Origin of the sequence: Anabaena sphaerica FACHB-251, from assembly GCF_014696825.1 — a bacterium.
Lineage (GTDB): Bacteria > Cyanobacteriota > Cyanobacteriia > Cyanobacteriales > Nostocaceae > RDYJ01.
The window spans coordinates 86,462-105,534 of record NZ_JACJQU010000007.1; the positions used below are offsets into that span (position 1 = coordinate 86,462).

15 protein-coding genes are annotated in these 19,073 nt (G+C 40.5%); 9 read left to right on the top strand and 6 right to left on the bottom strand.

Annotated features, from left to right (window positions below):
* Positions 1-225: 225 nt before the first annotated feature.
* Positions 226-873 (bottom strand): cytochrome b6, encoded by a 648-nt coding sequence (gene petB, locus H6G06_RS14110; protein ID WP_190561121.1) that lies wholly within the window; start codon positions 871-873, stop codon positions 226-228.
* A gap of 350 nt (positions 874-1,223) precedes the next feature.
* On the opposite strand from petB, the gene ctpA reads away from it, so the two are divergent.
* The gene (gene ctpA, locus H6G06_RS14115) at positions 1,224-2,465 is read left to right on the top strand and encodes a carboxyl-terminal processing protease CtpA (RefSeq protein ID WP_190561123.1); all 1,242 of its coding nucleotides are present in this window, start codon (positions 1,224-1,226) and stop codon (positions 2,463-2,465) included.
* Positions 2,466-2,588: 123 nt separating this feature from the next.
* Here the strand turns inward: ctpA and H6G06_RS14120 are convergent, their stop codons facing one another.
* On the bottom strand, positions 2,589-3,359 hold the full coding sequence (locus H6G06_RS14120) for an MBL fold metallo-hydrolase (RefSeq protein ID WP_190561125.1): 771 nt from the start codon (positions 3,357-3,359) through the stop codon (positions 2,589-2,591).
* 162 nt (positions 3,360-3,521) lie between these two features.
* Between H6G06_RS14120 and H6G06_RS14125 the strand changes: the two genes are divergently transcribed.
* Together H6G06_RS14125 and H6G06_RS14130 are read left to right on the top strand one after the other, a co-directional pair.
* Entirely contained in the window at positions 3,522-5,000 is a 1,479-nt protein-coding gene (locus H6G06_RS14125; protein WP_190561127.1) for a site-2 protease family protein, read from the top strand.
* Between the two features lie 93 nt (positions 5,001-5,093).
* Positions 5,094-5,612 carry a DUF29 family protein gene (locus H6G06_RS14130; RefSeq protein WP_190561129.1) on the top strand — a complete coding sequence of 173 codons (519 nt, stop codon included), beginning with the start codon at positions 5,094-5,096 and terminating at the stop codon, positions 5,610-5,612.
* A gap of 93 nt (positions 5,613-5,705) precedes the next feature.
* Here H6G06_RS14130 and H6G06_RS14135 read toward each other — a convergent pair whose 3' ends face one another.
* Together H6G06_RS14135 and H6G06_RS14140 are read right to left on the bottom strand one after the other, a co-directional pair.
* The gene (locus tag H6G06_RS14135; protein WP_190561131.1) at positions 5,706-6,281 is read right to left on the bottom strand and encodes a phycobiliprotein lyase; all 576 of its coding nucleotides are present in this window, start codon (positions 6,279-6,281) and stop codon (positions 5,706-5,708) included.
* Positions 6,282-6,353: 72 nt separating this feature from the next.
* On the bottom strand, positions 6,354-7,034 hold the full coding sequence (locus H6G06_RS14140; protein WP_190561133.1) for a HEAT repeat domain-containing protein: 681 nt from the start codon (positions 7,032-7,034) through the stop codon (positions 6,354-6,356).
* Between the two features lie 202 nt (positions 7,035-7,236).
* On the opposite strand from H6G06_RS14140, the gene H6G06_RS14145 reads away from it, so the two are divergent.
* Positions 7,237-7,788, top strand: a complete 552-nt coding sequence (locus H6G06_RS14145; RefSeq protein ID WP_190561135.1) for a YciE/YciF ferroxidase family protein — start codon at positions 7,237-7,239, stop codon at positions 7,786-7,788.
* A gap of 126 nt (positions 7,789-7,914) precedes the next feature.
* On the opposite strand, the gene H6G06_RS14150 is transcribed toward H6G06_RS14145, so the two are convergent.
* Both H6G06_RS14150 and H6G06_RS14155 read right to left on the bottom strand, forming a co-directional pair.
* The gene (locus H6G06_RS14150) at positions 7,915-8,604 is read right to left on the bottom strand and encodes a dienelactone hydrolase family protein (RefSeq protein WP_190561137.1); all 690 of its coding nucleotides are present in this window, start codon (positions 8,602-8,604) and stop codon (positions 7,915-7,917) included.
* A 192-nt stretch (positions 8,605-8,796) separates the two neighbouring features.
* Positions 8,797-9,546, bottom strand: a complete 750-nt coding sequence (locus H6G06_RS14155; RefSeq protein ID WP_190561139.1) for a fasciclin domain-containing protein — start codon at positions 9,544-9,546, stop codon at positions 8,797-8,799.
* A gap of 715 nt (positions 9,547-10,261) precedes the next feature.
* Here H6G06_RS14155 and H6G06_RS14160 point away from each other — a divergent pair.
* From H6G06_RS14160 to H6G06_RS28125, 5 genes are all read left to right on the top strand, one after another.
* Entirely contained in the window at positions 10,262-11,056 is a 795-nt protein-coding gene (locus H6G06_RS14160; protein WP_190561141.1) for a glutathione S-transferase family protein, read from the top strand.
* Between the two features lie 99 nt (positions 11,057-11,155).
* A complete protein-coding gene (locus tag H6G06_RS14165; RefSeq protein WP_190561143.1) occupies positions 11,156-12,886 on the top strand; it encodes a helicase HerA domain-containing protein in 1,731 nt (576 codons plus the stop codon).
* 537 nt (positions 12,887-13,423) lie between these two features.
* Entirely contained in the window at positions 13,424-14,407 is a 984-nt protein-coding gene (locus tag H6G06_RS14170) for an RNA polymerase sigma factor, RpoD/SigA family (RefSeq protein ID WP_190561145.1), read from the top strand.
* Between the two features lie 181 nt (positions 14,408-14,588).
* Positions 14,589-18,731: a tetratricopeptide repeat protein gene (locus tag H6G06_RS14175; protein WP_190561147.1), complete on the top strand. Its 4,143-nt coding sequence runs from the start codon at positions 14,589-14,591 to the stop codon at positions 18,729-18,731.
* Between the two features lie 182 nt (positions 18,732-18,913).
* The gene (locus H6G06_RS28125; RefSeq protein ID WP_422387051.1) at positions 18,914-19,066 is read left to right on the top strand and encodes a DUF2283 domain-containing protein; all 153 of its coding nucleotides are present in this window, start codon (positions 18,914-18,916) and stop codon (positions 19,064-19,066) included.
* The last annotated feature ends 7 nt before the right edge of the window (positions 19,067-19,073 follow it).

Sequence of the window (19,073 nt, forward strand, 5' to 3'; positions counted from 1 at the left end):
AAGTTAAAGCATTCGTGAAAGCTATCAGATATTTAGGTAAGCCACAAATTTAGTATGACACTAGGGTCAGCTTTGCTAGTTGAAGTAAGTGTTCATAGCTTTTACAGCTTACAGTTTCAGAGAGTAGGGCTGGTTTTTAACTTATAAGTTATTTATTTGCCATAAGTTTAAAACAAACAACTTGGATCTGAGAACTGCTTTTACCTATTCACTGATAACTTTCGATTACAAAGGTCCAGAAATCCCTTGTTTGCGGATCATCAAGAAGTGGAATAGCATGAATACCGCAATTAACCAGGGTAAAACGAAGGTGTGGGCGCTATAGTAGCGAGTTAGTGTAGCTTGACCAACACTAGAACCACCACGTAGCAAGTCAGAAATCAGAACACCAACTACGGGAATTGCTTCTGGTACACCACTAACGATTTTCACAGCCCAGTAGCCAACTTGATCCCAGGGTAGGGAGTAGCCAGTAACACCAAAGGAAACTGTGATTACAGCGAGGATAACACCACTTACCCAGGTTAATTCGCGGGGCTTTTTGAAACCACCGGTGAGATAAACCCGGAAGACGTGCAGAATCATCATTAACACCATCATGCTGGCAGACCAACGGTGAATGGAGCGAATTAGCCAACCGAAGTTGACTTCATTCATGATGTACTGTACGGAAGAATAAGCTTCAGCAACTGTAGGCTTGTAGTAGAATGTCATCGCAAATCCAGTGGCAAACTGGATCAGGAAGCAAACTAGGGTAATTCCACCCAAGCAGTAAAAGATATTGACGTGGGGAGGTACGTACTTGCTGGTTACATCTTCAGCGAGCGCCTGAATTTCCAAGCGTTCCTCAAACCAGTCATAAACGTTGGCCATACAATCTCAAGTTCCTAAAAATTAGTTGCGGTTGATAAATCTCCCAATATCAATTTTGGGATTTTCACAAAGAGTAGCTCTGTTGCAGAATTGTTAAGATTTTCAGAAACTTAACACTCTGTAAATATCGAATATATTGCGATCTCTTTGCAAGCCAACGCTGAAAATGTTGGTTCCAAAGTAGATTTTATCGTTTTTGGGGAGGGATATGCACAGCAGCCGTTGATTAACAACTTGATGAGAGCAATGCACCTCTTCTATAAAAAAAGTAACATAGTCGAGAGATATATTTCATCAAAAACGTCGCAACTGGACATTGATAAGTAATTTGGGTTGAGGTGAAGTGGAAAATGGGGTTCATGAACAAACAGGTTTTTCGGTGCGGATTTTCGTTACTTCTGGCTTTTTGCTTGGTTTTTGGCTCTCTCATCCCACCAGCAACTGCTCTTACACAGCAGCAAAAGTTAGTTTCTGAGGTTTGGCGAATTGTTAATCGCTCTTATCTGGATGAAACATTTAACCATCAAAACTGGTCAGATATGCGGCAAAATGCTCTGAAGAAGCCGCTGCCAAATGACCAAGCAGCATACACGGCAATTCAGAATATGCTCAAAAGCCTCGATGACCCTTTTACACGGTTTCTAGACCCAGAGCAGTACCGCAGTTTGCAAGTTAATACTTCTGGAGAATTGACGGGCGTGGGTTTACAAATTGCCCTCAATCCCCAGACAGGTACATTGGAGGTAATTACACCTATAGAGGGTTCGCCGGCTGAAAAAGCAGGTCTAAAACCTCGCGATCGCATCCTGAAAATTGAAGGATTATCTACAGAAAATCTCACTCTGGATGAGGCTGCGGCGCGAATGCGCGGTCCTATTGGCAGTGTTGTATCTCTCTTAATTGGAAGAGAGGGAGAGGGAGAAAAGGAAATTACATTGGTGCGCGATCGCATTGAACTTAATCCTGTAGTAGCTGACTTGCGTTTATCCCCCCAAGGAAAACCCTTTGGCTATCTACGCCTAACTCAATTTAACGCTAACGCCGCCATGGAATTGGCACACGCTATTTCTAGTTTAGAAAAAAAAGGCGCGGCTGCTTATATTCTCGATTTGCGAAATAATCCAGGAGGGCTTCTGCAAGCAGGAATTGAAGTTGCTCGTCAATGGTTAGATTCAGGAACAATCGTCTACACTGTCAATCGTCAAGGTATTCAGGGCAATTTTGAAGCCTCTGGTTCGTCCATAACACAAGATCCTTTAGTGATTTTGGTCAATCAAGGAACTGCTAGTGCGAGTGAAATTCTGGCTGGTGCGCTGCAAGATAATGGTCGCGCCCAGTTAGTAGGTGAAACTACCTTTGGTAAAGGACTAATTCAATCTCTATTTGAATTATCCGATGGTTCGGGTTTAGCAGTGACAATCGCTAAATATGAAACTCCCGACCACCGAGACATTAACAAACTAGGTATTAAGCCAGACATAGTGATTACCCAACAGCCAATTAATCGGGAGCAAATTGGCACAGCAGCAGATAGCCAATATCAAGCCGCTGTGGAATTGTTGAGCAAAAATTCTGTAGTAGCAGGTTCGTAAGGAGGCAGGGGAGGCAGGGGAGGCAAGAGAGCAGGGGAGGCAGGGGAGGCAGGGGAGGCGGAGAAGTTATTTGTATTTTTCCCAGTCCCCAGTCCTCAGTCCCCAGTCCCCAGTCCCCAGTCCTCAGTCCCCAGTCCCCAGTCCCCAGTCCCCAGTCCCCAATCGCTCATAAGCTTGGTCGATGATGCGTTTACCTCGGAGGAAACCTGTATTAGCGCCGGGGCAAATGTATTGTAGAGTTTCTGGTGTAAAGCGATCGCGCAATGCCTGAACACTTTTCAGTTGTCTAGGCCAGTGAAAGGTTTTTGGTGTGCGTAATGGCACTGCTTCACCTTGCAGGTTGGGGAGTAAATGCCGTCCCGAAAATAATACTCCCCCAAATTCACGATAGTATAGACATGAGGAACCAGGAGAATGGCCAGGTGTCCAGATAACTTGTGTGGTATCATCAAGAGTCAATTCCTGACCGAAGGTAGTGACAGTTAAACCAGGTAACAAATAAGCTTCTTGCTCTTGAATGATAATCTCACAATCAAGGGCTTGTTGAATTTCTGCGGCTTTGCCAATAGCACCGCGATGAGTAATAAAAAACCAACGCACACCTTCTTGCTTAAGGTGAGTCCGTTGCAGGCATTCCCAAAAATCCTGATTTATTTGCTCTAGGGCTGGGCAATCGATGAGAATATTACCTTCATTTCTTACAATAAGATAAGAAGTCCCTCCTAATGTGTCTCGATTTGGTGGAAAGGCAATAACTTTGTTGATGCCCAAGTCGGTAGATGCTAATCCTGTTTCCGTCGAGGTGGAAAGGATTTCTCCTACTGGTATTTCTCCAGAAAGTATAGTTTGTGGCGGTTTAGTTGTATGACTTGGTTGTTGAGATAGGGGAAACATAGATTAATTGACAGATAAATAACCGAATAAATAAGTGACTAAATAGAGTTTTGGCGTAAGTTCTATATTTAATAATTTACTGATTTCTCAAACATTCTGACTCTTTAAACTCCTTAAACTCCTGATAGCGAAGCGTGGCGTAAGCCATAATCCTGAAATAATATGGCATTTTGGTTTTTACTCGTACTGGGACTAGCTACTTATCTGATAGTGCAGCGCAGTGTTGCTCATATCACCCGCACTCCAGTGTGGTTGTTGTGGCTTGTATTAATGACACCAGCATTTATCCTGTCTGGTTGGACGTTGGTCTATGGTGCAAAACAAGCACCCCCACCTGGGTTGATTATTTGGCCTTTGGTGATCAGTCTGCTGTTATACTGGATATTATTTCTGTCCGGGCATCGAGTCCCAGAAAATAGCCAGACTCAGCCCCAAGGGACAGGATCACAATCGGCTAATAATCCTACCGCAGAACCATTACCAGTGCGTCCTATTGAGCCAGCAGAAGAAACTAATCTGCGAAATTGTTTTCCTTGGTCGGTATACTACATTCAAAACATTGAGTATAGACCCCAAGCGGTGGTTTGTCGTGGTCAGTTGCGAACCACAGCTAATCAAGCTTACCAGCAGATTAAAGCCAATATTGAAGGGCAATTTGGCGATCGCTTCCTGTTGATATTTCAAGAAGGAATGGATGGTAAACCCTTCTTTGTCCTTGTTCCCAATACTCAAGCTGCTAAACAAAATACAAAACGCAGTCTAGAAAATGTAACACAAGCAGCAACAGCACTTACATTATTGTTACTGACTTTAGTCACTACCACCTTAATAGGTTCGCAAATTGCTGGAATTGAATTAGCGAAACTCAAATCTGACTTCACTCTCATCTTCAATGGTTTGCCCTACGCTTTAGGGTTAATCACGATCTTGGGTATCCATGAACTTGGTCACTATTTTACAGCGCGGTTCCATAAAATTCGCTCTACCCTACCTTATTTCATTCCTGTACCTTTTTTCTTGGGGACTTTTGGTGCATTTATTCAAATGCGAAGTCCAGTTCCCAACCGCAAAGCTTTATTTGATGTCAGTATAGCTGGACCACTTGCCGGTTTTATCGCTACTTTACCCTTACTTATTTGGGGTTTAGCTCATTCAGAAGTAGTACCCATGAGCGACAAAACAGGAATTTTAAACCCCAACGCTCTAAATCCTAAATATTCAATTTTATTAGCTTTACTCTCGAAATTAGCCCTGGGTAGTGAATTAACAGCAAAATCTGCTCTAGATTTGCATCCTGTGGCAGTAGCTGGGTTTTTGGGTCTAATTGTAACAGCATTGAATTTAATGCCCGTAGGACAATTAGATGGGGGTCATATTGTCCATGCTATGTTTGGACAACGCACCGCAGTTGTGATTGGTCAAATTGCTCGGTTGTTGTTACTCATACTTTCTTTTGTTCGTCAGGAATTTTTATTGTGGGCAATTCTATTATTATTTATTCCCTTAATTGATGAACCTGCACTCAACGATGTTACAGAACTAGACAACAAACGTGATGTTTTAGGTTTACTAGCAATAGCTTTGTTATTGTTAATTGTACTGCCACTTCCTGAAGTCTTGGCTCGTGTATTGCAAATTTAAAAGGTAACAGGAGGCAGGAGGCAGGAGAAATGAAAATTGTAACATTTGCCTCTTCTTGTTCCCTAATGCAAATTCTAGGAGGATAAAGGCTCAATGACACAGGAATTAATAGACCTCAGAGATTGTATTTTAAAACAGCGTTATAGCGAGGCTTTAGCTATTGTCGATGAATTAGAAGGGATGAGTAAAAAGGCGATATTACGACAGATTAAGTCTTTTTTAAAGGTGTTACTAATCCATTTAATTAAGAATCAAATTGAGAAGCGGTTAACAAATTCTTGGGCAGCATCCCTAAGAAATGCTATTTTAGAAATTCAAGATGTGAATTTAAAAGAAAATAAGAAATCATACTACATTAATCAAGATGAATGGAATAATTATATTGAAAATGAAATTGATGTAGCTATTCGTGATGCAAGTGTGGAAGTTTTAAATGGTGTTTATAGTCCATTTCAACTTGCGGAAATGGTAGATAAGGAAGAGATAATTAATCAAACTCAGGTTTTATTAGAGTTGAGTTATAATTCCTCAGTTAAGGAATTAGCAGCAGTAATTGATAATTATTTAGTTCAGTTACCTGGTGGTGAAGATTGGAAGTTAGGAAGAAGATGATCAAGAAATTATACTTCCTCATTAATTTCACCGTTGGTAGCTAAGGTAAGGGTTTAGCAATGCTAAACCCCCAATTTCCCAATCAAAAAGGTGTTAACCTGCGGGTGCATTAACTTTATTAGCTGCTTCCATAGCTTTTGTAGATGCAGCAGTGCTACCCATACGAATCTCAGAAGTGAAAGAAGCCATACTAAAGCCACCAAACCGCTTGAGTACACTTACCCGCATCCGCAGATTAGGACTAGCAAACCATAGCCTTTCTTCAGACCACATGGTTTCATACTCAGTAATCAGAGTTAAAGCGCCATCTTCACCAATTTTGTATGTTCCTGCTACGGGTGCTTTTTCTGCATAACCCATTTCTCGCAGTAACTTACCTTCACCTGCTTTATCTGCATCGGGTACTGTCACCAAAACAGTAGAACCTTCGTGTTTTTCTTCGTCCCATTCCATAGTCCCCTTCCAGGTAACTCTCGCACCACAGGAAGCTGCACTAGGATGAACTTCATACTGTTCACACAGCTTGATCACTTCTGGATGATCTGCGGCCAGCGACTCAATCACGATGTCTGATTTACCATCTTCCGATTGCTTAAAAGCCAAATGATGACTTGTCCGGTGAGAAAACCATTTCCCGGCACTTAACTCAAAAAATTCTTCAATATTCATGAATCAAACTATCCTGGATCAAAATACAAAAAATCCCACTTTTATTATTAAAAGGTAACAGGAAGCGTTCACCTAAACTTGATTTTCTATTTCTTCGAGTCTCTTGAGGGAAATGGTCGCAGCTTCAGCAACGTGAAGATGACTGTCTTTTTCTAAGTATTTCAAAGCTGAGACGCTCTTGGGAGTAGGGAGATTACCCAAAGCTTCTGCTAGACGCTGACGCACTAACCAATCCTCAGCTTGAGCAAAGCGCAGGATATGATCTACAGACTCAATGGATTTAATTTCTCCCAAAGCCGAAATAGCAGCTTGTTGGATCACTACTTCTTTGCTATCCAGTGCTTGAATCAGAATATCACGGGCGCGGGAGTCTTTAATATTACCTAAAGAAACAGCCGCACTAAATCTAACTAACCAATCAGTATCTTCATAAAATGCCCGTGATAGTGCTTCAACTGCTCTATTGTCACCCAAATATCCTAAAGCACCGGCAGCATCAGCGCGGATACCATAATCTGGATCAGTTTCCAAAATTCGCACCAGGAGCGGATAACATTCTGGGGTTTGCTTGATACCTAGAGCAAATACTGCCATGGAGCGCAGTTGCAGAGATTCGTCATCTAAGACCTTTTTAATCAAAGGTACAGCATCTTCTGGGGATATATGACGCAGGTTGGCAAGGGCCACCATGCGATCGCGCAAATTTGGACTTTCTAACTGAGTAGAAATTATTTCTAAGCTAGGAGCAGTCATTGAGTTTACAGCACTTTCTTTACTTATCTTTACTTTAACTTAATTAACTATCTCTACCCCAAGTCTCATTTTTATCTCCACAAATAGCAGTCAAACGTAATATCGAAACTGTATCTCAGGTGTGAAGAGAAGACTGAAGGCTAAACGTAGGGTTAAAAGGTACGACTTTTGAGTACAGGGTCAAACCTTCAGGAGAATAACAATGGTTCAACTCAGTGAACGTCCTGGCGTTAAAAGAATCACCAGCTTGCAAGATAAATTCATCTACGAAGTTGGTGCAATGTACGATGCTGAAAATCGCTTTTTAGAAGCACAGCAAGTAATGTGGCAATCCTGTCAAAACGACCAATTGAAGTCTTTAATTGAGACACACATTCGCGAAACCGAGCAGCAAATTAGAAACCTAGAGCAGGTTTTCAGTACCTTGGGACAACAACCACAACGAGTTACTTGTGATGCTGCTGCTGGTGTAATCAGTGACGGTCAAAAACTCATGCTACTAGCTGCTGATAATCACACAATTTTGGACTTGGGTCTAGCAGGAGGACAGTCAAAAGTTGAGCATTTCGAGATTGCCTGCTATCGTGGCTTGATCAAAGGTGCTGAACAAATGGGACAAAAAGAAGTAGTTCAGTTGCTACAGCAAAACTTGCAGCAGGAAGAACAGACGGCTCAAAGGATTGAACAGATAATACCGCAGTTACTTCAAAAAGCACAGACTGGTAACGGCAGAACAACTAAAACATCTCGCTAATTTACAGCGGGTTGCATTGAAATAAAAGTAATAAAATAAGTAGAGACGTTTTAGATAACGTCTCTACAATTCTAGGAGAGAGGTTTTCCATATAACTTTGAAATAGCCCTGGATTTGAGAGTAAGGTTAAAACAAAATCAATTCAGGACGATTTAGTTGTTCAATCAGCCAATTTTTAACTAACTGATAAATTTCATCTTTGACTTCATCTAGACCATGATTTGCATTTGGGTAGATAATTAATTGTTTAGGTTCTAGGGCAAGTTGATAAACGCGTTGGGAACAATAGGATGGTAGGACTTGATCAGCCACACCATGCACGAGCAAAATTGAGCATTGTGTGGCTAATTCAGCAACGGGTTCCGTGCCGTATGCTTGGGTAGCAAGGGTAACGACAGTGCGAACATCTGGTGATTGAGAAGCGGCTTGAATTACTACTGCACCGCCGAAGGAATGACCAACCAGAGCCAAATATTTAATACCTTCATCTTGTAAATAAGTCAGTCCTGCAAGAACATCGAGGATAGACTCTTCCAATTCCGTAGAGTAACGGTAACGCACTCTCAAAGAAGCGATCGCCTGAGATCTTAATTCTTCACATAAGCGGGGATAAAGTCCCTGTGCTGGTGTATCCCAGTCACCGCCAACACCCCCCACCCAAATCACCGCTTTTTCAGCACTATTCACCGGATAGTAACGACAATGAATTGAACCCCGACTGGTAATTAGTTTGACTGGAAAATATTCTCCCTGCTGTGGTGCAACTTTAACATCCTGCACCATCATCTCAAATGATTCATCATAGATAGGCTGCACAAGAACCTCCACAATCTTAATGGAATTCTCGGCTGTTGCTTCTGTTCAACACCCCAAGCTTTCCTTCATTTTCTCACCAGTAGTAAAGATTAACCTCTATCGACAGGTTAATAATGGATCTGGATAAAAATCTGATTCTTGAGTAGAGGTAATTCATGAATTACCTCTACTTTATGTTTTTCGTAAGTCCTGTTACAGACTAGGTGGCAAAATCAAATTATCAATTTGATGAATCACACCGTTGCTTGCTGGAATATCTGCTTTAGTTACCTGAGCATCATTCACAAGTACGCCCTTAGAAGGATTGACTTGAACATTAATTGTGTCTCCTTGTAGGCTAGTGACTTTACCAGATTTTAAATCGCTGGAAAGGACTTTACCTGGTACGACATGATACGTTAAAATTTTCACCAGGATTTCTTTGTTCTCTGGCTTTAACAAATCTCGTACTGCGTCTTGTGGTAATTTGGCAAAAGCTTCATCTGTGGGAGCAAAAATCGTGAATGGTCCAGATCCTTGCAAAACTTCTGTTAGTCCAGCAGCTTGCAAAGCTCTGATTAGGGTTTTAAAAGAACCTGCTGATTCAGCTACTTCGATAACGTTTTTGGTTTCTGTTGTACTGGTAGGTGTTTGGGTTGTCGGAGGTGTAGTAGTTTCAGGTTTTTCAGTTCCTGGAGTGCTAGGAACTTCTGTTTCCGGTTTTACGGGTTGAGTTGTTCTAGGTGCTTTACGATTTCTATAGCGAGGCTCATTGAAAATACTTGGTCTGGGATTGAGTACTCCACCGCCGCTAGACTGCGCTATCTGTGTTTTACTTTTAATATTGGCATCATGATTTTGGACTACTTCTGCTCCAGATGGTAAAGTAATCAGGATACTAACTCCGGTTACTCCTAGTATCCCAGCGATGTTGGTCAATAATTTGCCGTAATTAGCCTTCATAAATTTTATTTGTTTTCATTTTTGATGAGCTACATAAAAACTTATAACATTTCGCTCAACTAAAATCTAACCACGAGAGGTATTCTAGTTTTTGCCAAACATTAGACAACGCTGTTAATATAAGATTTGATAATTTGCTGATCTTGGTTTCCATCAGCAGGATTTAGCTACAAGCTAATGCGGCTTGGCCAATTCTTGTATGCGAGTTTGTTTGTTGTTTATATGCCCGGATGGCAAAATCCTCTATTTATGTCTCGACGAATACAAATTTTATAGTTAAAAAAAATTGACGTGACTATCTCATTTTCAAAAATACTTACAATCAGATATTTTTATATAGATAAAATTTAAGTTTTTCTCAATTAACAGCGACAAGCTAGAAGTAATAAACGATTGAGCAAAAAAGTATTTTAGAGGGATTTAAAAAATCATAACTAAATTAAATGATTAATAGCTGAGAAAAAATCATAAATTCAGATTTCCCCAGCAGAAGTTTGAGTCGATTTATATAGATAAAGTAGTGAGTTCGATAGATTGATAATTTCAGCTACCTGGTGTTTAGATAAATATTAATTGTGACATAGTTTTAGCAAATATTCAAATCATGGTTGAAATTAAATCAACAAGAAAATGATTCAGATTCGGAAAAATTACTTAAACTAAAGATAGAATTGTAAAATAGATAAATAAGTTAGTTAGTTAGCAGGAATAGAATATGCTGGAATTATATCAGTGGGAACTTTCTCAATATTCAGAAAAAGTGCGTCTATGCCTTGATTATAAAGGGTTAGAGTATCGCAAAATTGAGGTAACTCCAGGGATTGGACAAGTAGAATTGTTTCGTTTGACAGGTCAGAAACAAGTTCCAGTATTAAAGGATGGTCATAGATATATTGTAGACTCGACGGAAATTGCTAAGTATTTAGACTCAGAATATCCAGATCGTCCACTGATACCAACAGATAAGAAAAAACGCGCTGCGGCTTTATTGATGGAAGATTGGGCGGATGAGTCTATCGGTGTGAAGGGAAGAAAAGCTTTGTTTGCTGCGATTAGTCAAGATCAAAATTTCCGCAAATCTTTATTACCTGTCTCGACACCAGATATTTTAAAAAGTATGGTTGAAGGTGTCCCGGCTGATTTTCTCAATGTGTTGGGTTTGGGAGTTGGTTTTAGTCCCGATGTGATTACTTCTGCGATCGCTAGTTTAAGACAAGATTTAGAAATCCTCACAGAACTATTATCAGATAGTCCTTATCTGTTGGGAGATGAACCCACCATAGCTGATTTAGCCGTTGCCGGATTATCGATATTATTGAAGTTTCCACAAGGTCCTTACCTGGATTTACCAGAGTCCCTCAGAGGTAAAGGATTACCCATCTTAGCGAATAATCCTGATTATGAACGCTTTTTTACCTGGCGCGATCGCCTTTATGACCAATTTAGAAAACCCTTATCAGGTAAACCTCCATCTGCTGGAAGCGCACCAACTTCGATTCAAATTGATTAATTTTAGGTGACAGGTGACAGGTGACAGTAAGAAGTTCCCTGTTCCCTGTTCCCTGTTCCCTGTTCCCTGTTCCCTGTTCCCTGTTCTCTGACAAATAAAATGAATTCAGGACAACCATTAGGTTCAGTCATCGAAGGTTCGCTAACTGGGGGTTTAGAAGTTAGATTACACCCGGATATTTCTGTAGAAGATATGCGGGTGGGTAAATTTATGGTGGTACAAGGTGTGCGATCGCGCTTTTTCTGTATGCTTACAGATGTATCTTTAGGTGCAGCAAATGCGCGGATCATGGCTAATCCCCCCGGTTGGGAAGATACATTTTTGCGCGAAGTTTTAGCCGGAAGTGGTACTTATGGCATGATCAACCTCGCACCGATGTTGATGTTTACCCCCGAAACTCATGAGACTTCTTTCTCCAGCAATGGTAAATCTCTAAATCCGTTTATTCCATCTACCAATGGTTTAGCATCATTTCAACCCCAAACAAGCACGACGATGGAATTGTTACCTGTTAAAACCATTCCTAGTCACTTTAGCCAAGTTTACGAAGCCAGTGAAGAAGATTTCCGTAAAGTGTTTGGTTGGGAAGATGATCCCCACAGAAACAACTTCTCTATCGGTAAACCTTTAGATATGGATGTGCCGATTTGTATTGATTTAAATCGGTTTGTGGAACGGAGTAACGGTGTTTTTGGTAAATCTGGGACTGGTAAATCTTTCCTGACACGGTTACTATTAGCAGGTGTAATTCGCAAAAATGCGGCTGTTAACCTAATTTTTGATATGCACTCAGAATATGGGTGGGAAGCAGTCGCAGAAGGTAAAGAAGTTAACACCGTCAAAGGTTTAAAACAGTTATTTCCTGGTAAAGTCGAAGTTTATACTCTTGATCCCGAATCAACCAAGCGCCGAGGTGTACGCGATGCTCAAGAACTTTATCTAAGCTATGAGCAAATTGAAGTTGAAGATATTAAATTATGTGGTAGAGAGCTAGGACTTTCAGAAGCAGCTTTAGATAATGCCAATATCTTGTGCAATGAGTTGGGTAAATCTTGGATTCCTCAGTTATTCAATATGACTAGTGAGGATATTAAAATGTTTTGTGATGACAAGCCAGGACACCCAGGCTCAATTACTTCTTTACAACGTAAACTTCTGCGTCTAGATACTTTAAAATATATGCGAGCGGTTTGTCCCCAGAACTATATTAAAAAAATATTACAATCGTTAGAAGCTGGGAAAAATGTTGTCGTTGAATTTGGTTCCCAGTCGAATATGCTATCTTATATGTTGGTGACGAATATGATCACCAGACGTATTCATGAGCATTATGTCAAAAGAGCAGATAAGTTTCTGCAAAGTAAAAATCCATTGGATCGGCCAACGCCATTAATGATTACAATAGAGGAAGCCCACCGCTTTCTTGACCCAGCAGTGGTACAAAGTACAATTTTTGGAACTATAGCCCGCGAACTGCGGAAATATTTTGTAACACTTTTGGTAGTTGATCAACGCCCGTCTGGGATAGATAATGAAGTTATGTCCCAAATTGGAACTCGCATCACTGCTTTGCTTAATGACGAGAAAGATATTGATGCTATTTTTACAGGTGTATCTGGTGCGGGAGCTTTGCGCTCAGTCTTGGCCAAGTTAGACTCCAAGCAACAAGCCTTAATTTTAGGTCATGCCGTGCCAATGCCAGTAGTTGTGCGTACACGTCCTTATGATTCAGCTTTTTATGCGGAAATCGGCGACCAGGTTTGGGAACAAAAGTCAGATGCAGAAGTTTTCGCCGCCGCAGAACTAGCTAAAGCCGACTTAGGTTTTTAGTTATTGGGGATATTGAACTGGTAAGTAAATCCAAAATCCAAAATCCAAAATTTAGTAACATCCCTCCATCAAGGTAGCTTCATAAGTTCGGTTATCCGGCTGCTTTTAAGCAACAAAAGAGGGGTTTTTAACGTCACTATAGATATAGTCAGCGTTTTAAGGAATTTGAAAACAAGATTTAGCAGTCAGCCGATTTTGCTCTATAATAGGAAGATTTATCTGCTGCTCTTTACTATCTGCCAGATTTGCCGTACCATAAGAAAGTAAAACTCATACTGACTTCGCATTTGACAGTTGCTGTCAGCGGCTGAAGAAAGGAAGAATTCTTGAAAACAAACCAGTGTGCTTCTAAGATATTCCAAAATTAGAAAAGGGTCGGGGAACCCAATTCAGGGTAGCACCGTCGTGACAACGGCTATATAAATTAATTGCTTATAGTAGCTCAGATGATGTCTATTGATGTGTATGCCACCCTTATCCATCCGCCCTAGTTGAGAAAAGATACATTTTGTTTAGGGAGTAGAGGACAACGCACCAATGCCTACTGTTAACAGCGAAACTGAAAACCTGAACGCCAAATTCACGGCTGATATGGTGCGAACCTATCTGCGGGAAATTGGTCGTGTGCCACTGCTAACCCGTGAGCAAGAGATTGTATATGGGAAGCAAGTGCAGCAAATGATGACATTGCTGGATGCTAAAGAAGCTTTAGCTAAAAAACTAGACCATGAACCTAGTTTACCAGAATGGGCTGCCCATGTTAATCAATCTGAAACAGAAGTTAAGCAGACGGTAGCACTAGGTAAGCGAGCCAAGCAAAAAATGATTGAAGCAAATTTGCGCTTGGTGGTGGCTATTGCCAAAAAGTACCAAAAACGAAATATGGAATTTCTGGATTTAATCCAGGAAGGAACGTTGGGACTAGAGAGAGGAGTAGAGAAATTTGATCCTATGCGGGGTTATAAATTCTCGACTTATGCTTACTGGTGGATTCGGCAAGCAATTACGAGAGCGATCGCCCAACAAGGTCGAACAATCCGCTTACCCATCCATATTACCGAAAAGCTGAACAAAATTAAAAAAGTGCAGCGGGAATTGGCGCAAAAGTTGGGAAGATCCCCAACACCAACAGAAATCGCCAAAGAACTGGAGTTAGAACCTGCTCAGATTCGTGAGTATATGAACATGGCGCGTCAGCCAGTTTCTTTAGATGTGCGAGTTGGTGATAACCAAGATACCGAACTGCAAGAAATGCTGGAAGATGACGGTCCATCTCCAGAGTATTACACCACTCAGGAATTCTTGCGCCAAGACCTAAATAACCTGTTAGCAGAACTTACACCCCAACAGCGTGAAGTTTTAGCTCTCCGGTTTGGCTTGGAAGATGGTAATGAAATGTCCTTGGCGAAAGTTGGTGAACGGTTAAATCTCAGCCGTGAACGAGTCCGCCAATTAGAGCATCAAGCTCTTGCTCATTTACGTCGCCGTCGCGCCAATGTTAAAGAATACGTTGCCAGCTAAAAGTATAGGCAAGCACCCGCTTGTCAGTCATAAATACATATCACTTTTAGCGGTACGCCTCCTATATTTAGGGGGCAATTTTTTTTAGGAGGCAGAAGGCAGAAGGCAGGTGACAGGTGACGCGAACAAACGGACACGATATAACGGTATATATTATGCTTAACTGGGGAGTGTCATTTTTGTGCCAGTGATTACCATTCGGGAACAACAGCAAACAGCAACAGGGTTTGCAGCTAGTATCAGTTTTGGTGATGGTGAATATGACATTATTATTAGTGACCCCTTCACTCCCCAGGAAGAACAGGAACTAGAATGGTATTTTGAAGAGTGGCTGGTTTATCCCATTGTTGATACAGTCAAAGCCGAAAGAGCAAAAAATAGCGTTAAAACCTACGGTGAAAAGCTGTTTGACCAAGTTTTTCAGGATAGGAAAGCTTACAGCAAATATCAACAACTAAAGAATAATCTCAGTCAAGTACAAATAGAAATAGTTAGTAAAACGCCGGAATTTCAAGGACTGCATTGGGAAGCATTGCAAGATCCAGATTTTCCCCGACCTTTAGCCGTAGATTGTGTAATGCTGCGGAAAAGCGTTAACTCTGCTCTCGGTTCTGTAAATTTGCCAACTTCTCCAGTTATTAATTTGCTGGTAGTGGTAGCGCGTCCTGATGAAGAAAAGGATGTGGGCTATCGGACAATTTCCCGTCCGATGTTGGAATTGATCGAAAATGGTCAATTACGGGTAAAAGTAGAATTACTGCGTCCGGGAACATATCAGGCATTATCCCAGCATTTAGAAGATAAGGCGAATTTTTATCACATCATCCATTTGGATATGCACGGGGCGTTATTGACCCATGAACAGGTGCAACAACCCAGTGCAGTCAATCGTTATTTATTCAAAGGACGCTATGGACGGGATGACTTGCAACCTTTTGACGGTGTAAAGGCGTTTTTGGCATTTGAAGGGGAGAGTCAGGGAAAAGTTGATTTGGTCGAAGCGTCGGAATTAGCCGCTTTGCTGACTGGTAAGGGTATTCCTGTGTGTATTCTCAATGCTTGTCAGTCGGGTAAACAGGTGAAAACACCTCTCCCTAACCCTCTCCTAGAAGGAGAGGGAACTGGAAATAATTCTGCACTAGCGGGAGAAGATGAACTCCCCTCCTCGACACGGGGAGGGGTTGGGGGAGAGGTCAGAGAAACCAGTTTAGGAAGTCGGTTGATGAGTGCGGGAATGCAGATGGTGGTAGCAATGGGTTATTCTGTCACCGTGACTGCGGCTAAGTTGATGATGGAACATTTATATAAACATTTGTTTGCTGATAAACCTATCACGGAAGCTATTAGATTAAGTCGGCGAGAATTGTTTAATAATAAGGAACGAAAAGCCTATTTTAATAAGTTGATTAAGTTAGAAGATTGGTTGTTACCTGTGGTTTATTATAACCAGTCGGTGAATTTTAATTTACGTGCGTTTACATCAGAAGAAGAAGAGAAATATTTTGAAACTGTTGGTAGTCAATATCGCTTTTCTTTGCCGACTTATGGCTTTTTCGGGCGAGATTTGGAAATTCTCAAAATTGAGAAAGCGTTGTTAAAACACAATGTTTTATTGTTACAGGGTATGGGAGGAACGGGAAAAACAACTCTGTTAAATTATCTGCGGGAATGGTGGCAGAAAACTAATTTTGTTAAAAATGCCTTTTATTTTGGCTACGATGAAAAAGCCTGGACACTCGAACAAATTTTATTTTTTATTGGGCAACAGATATATGAAAAGTATGAATTTGCCAGGTCTCAAGTAATGATCCAAAGGGCGCAAATAGAAAAATTAGTCGCCAAATTGCGGGCTGAAAATTACGCTGTGATTTTCGATAATTTAGAATCAGTGACAGGACAACAATTAGCGATACAAAATACATTGCCAGAAACAGAACGGAATCAAATCCGCGATTTTATTGGGCGGTTGGTTGGTGGTCAAGCTTTGGTGGTGTTGGGTTCTCGCAGTCGGGAAGAATGGTTACAGCAGCAAACTTTTAAATTCAATGTTTATGAATTGCAAGGATTAGATCAAGAAGCGCGGACGGAATTAGCAGAGAAGATTTTAGAAATAAATTTACCTCCACACAAAATTGAGAAAATTCGCCAAGATGGGGATTTTCGGAAGTTAATGAAATTGTTAGCTGGTTATCCCTTAGCGATGGAAGTTGTGTTAGCAAATTTGCAAAAACAAACACCACAGGAAATTTTACAGGGTTTGCAAGCAGCGGATATAAATTTAGATGTTGCTAGTGAGGATAAAACTAAGAGTATTTTAAAATGTGTGGAATATTCTCACAGTAATCTATCACCAGAAGCGCAAAAATTACTGATTTGTTTAGCTCCTTTTAGTGGGTTTATTCATCGTACAGGTATTCCTAATTATATCAATGAGTTGCAGAAACTAGAACCATTTCAAGATTATCAATTTGATAAATTTGATGATGCTATTCAAGAGGCAATTAGCTGGGGTTTATTATCGCCGATGGATAAAGATTCACCCTTGTTAACAATTCAGCCTGTATTTCCCTACTTTTTGAAGACTAAATTAGCAACGGTTGATACTGCAACTCGTGAAGCATTGCAAGAAGGATTTAAAAACCATTATTTAGAATTGGCAGATTCTTACTATCAGTTAATGAAATCTAAAGATGCTCAAGAGCGACAATTAGGGATATTTTTCTGTAAGCTGGAGTATGAGAATTTATATAATGGATTGCAAATTTGTTTAGAGAGACAAGAAAATATTAGTATTTATTTCTGTTTATACGAGTATTTTGAGTTGATTAGTGATAATCCTAGCAACCTAAAATTAGCAGCAATAGTTTGTCAGCGGTTGGATAATTATTCAACTGCATTTATCAAAAGTGAGTTGGGTTATCAAATAGCATTTGCAATTGACAGACTTGGTAATTGCCAACGTACAGCCCAACAGTACAAGAAATCTCAAAAATCTTATGAAAAAACATTACAAATTTATGATGCCCTAGAGAGTGGAGAAGAAAGACAAAAACAACTCTGGAAAGCTAGTACCTACCACCAGTTGGGAAGAGTAGCCCAAGAAATGCGGGAATATGCACAAGCACGGGACTATTATGAACTAGCTTTATCCATCAAAATCGAATTTGGCGATCGCTATTCTCAAGCTAGAACCTACCACCATTTGGGAATGGTAGCCCAAGAAATGCGGGAATATGCACAAGCACGGGACTTTTATCAACTAGCTTTAGCTATCAAAATCGAATTTGGGGATAGATATTCTCAAGCTAGTACCTACCACCAGTTGGGAAGAGTAGCCGAAGAAATGCGAGAATATGCACAAGCACGGGACTTTTATCAACTAGCTTTAGCTATCAAAATCAAATTTGGTGATCGCTATTCTCAAGCTAATACCTACCACAATTTGGGATATGTCGCCCAAGAAATGCGAGAATATGCACAAGCACGGGACTTTTATCAACTAGCTTTAGCTATCTATATCGAATTTGGGGATAGATATTCTCAAGCTAATACCTACCACCAGTTGGGAACATTAGCCCAAGAAATGCGGGAATATGCCCAAGCACGGGATTTTTATCAGCAAGCTTTAGCTATCAAAATCGAATTTGGCGATCGCTTTTCTCAAGCTAGTACCTACCACAATTTGGGAGGATTAGCCCAAGAAATGCGGGAATATGCACAAGCACAGGACTTTTATCAACTAGCTTTAGCTATCTATATCGAATTTGGCGATTACTATTCTCAAGGCTTAATTTACCACAATTTGGGATATGTCGCCCAAGAAATGCGGGAATATGCCCAAGCACAGGACTTTTATCAACTAGCTTTAGCTATCTATATCGAATTTGGCGATTACTATTCTCAAGGCTTAATTTACCACAATTTGGGATATGTCGCCCAAGAAATGCGGGAATATGCCCAAGCACGGGACTTTTATCAACAAGCTTTGGCTATTTTTATCGAATATGGCGATGCCTACGGCGTGCCAAGCCTACACTTTTCTCAAGCTAGAACCTTCCACAATTTGGGATATGTAGCCCAAGAATTGCGGGAATATGCACAAGCACAGGACTTTTATCAGCAAGCTTTAGCTATCAAAATCGAATTTGGCGATAGATATTCTCAAGCTAGTACCTACCACTGTTTAGGTACACTGGCAGACGCACAGGAAAATTATGCGGAAGCAAGGGTGAATTTACAAAAAGCGTTAGAGATATATGTTGAATATAAAGAAGAATATTGGGGGAATATTGCGAGAGAGATTTTAGAGAGATTACCAGAGTGAAATGTAAGGGTTTAGCAATGCTAAACCCCTACCTGATATGCTTGTTGTAGTAATAAATTAAATAAAGAACCTTGGCGAATTATCACTGTTTATTTTGATCGCACCCAAAGGAATAAATTATGAAAGTACATATTGATGAAGAAGAGGATGCTTTATATTTACGTCTTGATTAATCCAAAATTATTGAATCTGAAGAAGTTTATCCAGGAATTGTACTTGATTTTAATAAAGAGAATCAGGTTGTAGGTATTGAGGTTTTACAGTTATCTAGTAGGATAAATCTGACTACCAAGAATATCAAGGTGGAAATTTCTCAATCTTCTTCTCAATCTTAAATTATAT

What these genes read in the sequence shown, in the direction of transcription:
- petB (WP_190561121.1), bottom strand. Translation starts at nt 873, where the DNA reads ATGGCCAACGTTTATGACTGGTTTGAGGAACGCTTGGAAATTCAGGCG.
- ctpA (WP_190561123.1), top strand. Translation starts at nt 1,224, where the DNA reads ATGGGGTTCATGAACAAACAGGTTTTTCGGTGCGGATTTTCGTTACTT.
- H6G06_RS14120 (WP_190561125.1), bottom strand. Translation starts at nt 3,359, where the DNA reads ATGTTTCCCCTATCTCAACAACCAAGTCATACAACTAAACCGCCACAA.
- H6G06_RS14125 (WP_190561127.1), top strand. Translation starts at nt 3,522, where the DNA reads ATGGCATTTTGGTTTTTACTCGTACTGGGACTAGCTACTTATCTGATA.
- H6G06_RS14130 (WP_190561129.1), top strand. Translation starts at nt 5,094, where the DNA reads ATGACACAGGAATTAATAGACCTCAGAGATTGTATTTTAAAACAGCGT.
- H6G06_RS14135 (WP_190561131.1), bottom strand. Translation starts at nt 6,281, where the DNA reads ATGAATATTGAAGAATTTTTTGAGTTAAGTGCCGGGAAATGGTTTTCT.
- H6G06_RS14140 (WP_190561133.1), bottom strand. Translation starts at nt 7,034, where the DNA reads ATGACTGCTCCTAGCTTAGAAATAATTTCTACTCAGTTAGAAAGTCCA.
- H6G06_RS14145 (WP_190561135.1), top strand. Translation starts at nt 7,237, where the DNA reads ATGGTTCAACTCAGTGAACGTCCTGGCGTTAAAAGAATCACCAGCTTG.
- H6G06_RS14155 (WP_190561139.1), bottom strand. Translation starts at nt 9,546, where the DNA reads ATGAAGGCTAATTACGGCAAATTATTGACCAACATCGCTGGGATACTA.
- H6G06_RS14160 (WP_190561141.1), top strand. Translation starts at nt 10,262, where the DNA reads ATGCTGGAATTATATCAGTGGGAACTTTCTCAATATTCAGAAAAAGTG.
- H6G06_RS14165 (WP_190561143.1), top strand. Translation starts at nt 11,156, where the DNA reads ATGAATTCAGGACAACCATTAGGTTCAGTCATCGAAGGTTCGCTAACT.
- H6G06_RS14170 (WP_190561145.1), top strand. Translation starts at nt 13,424, where the DNA reads ATGCCTACTGTTAACAGCGAAACTGAAAACCTGAACGCCAAATTCACG.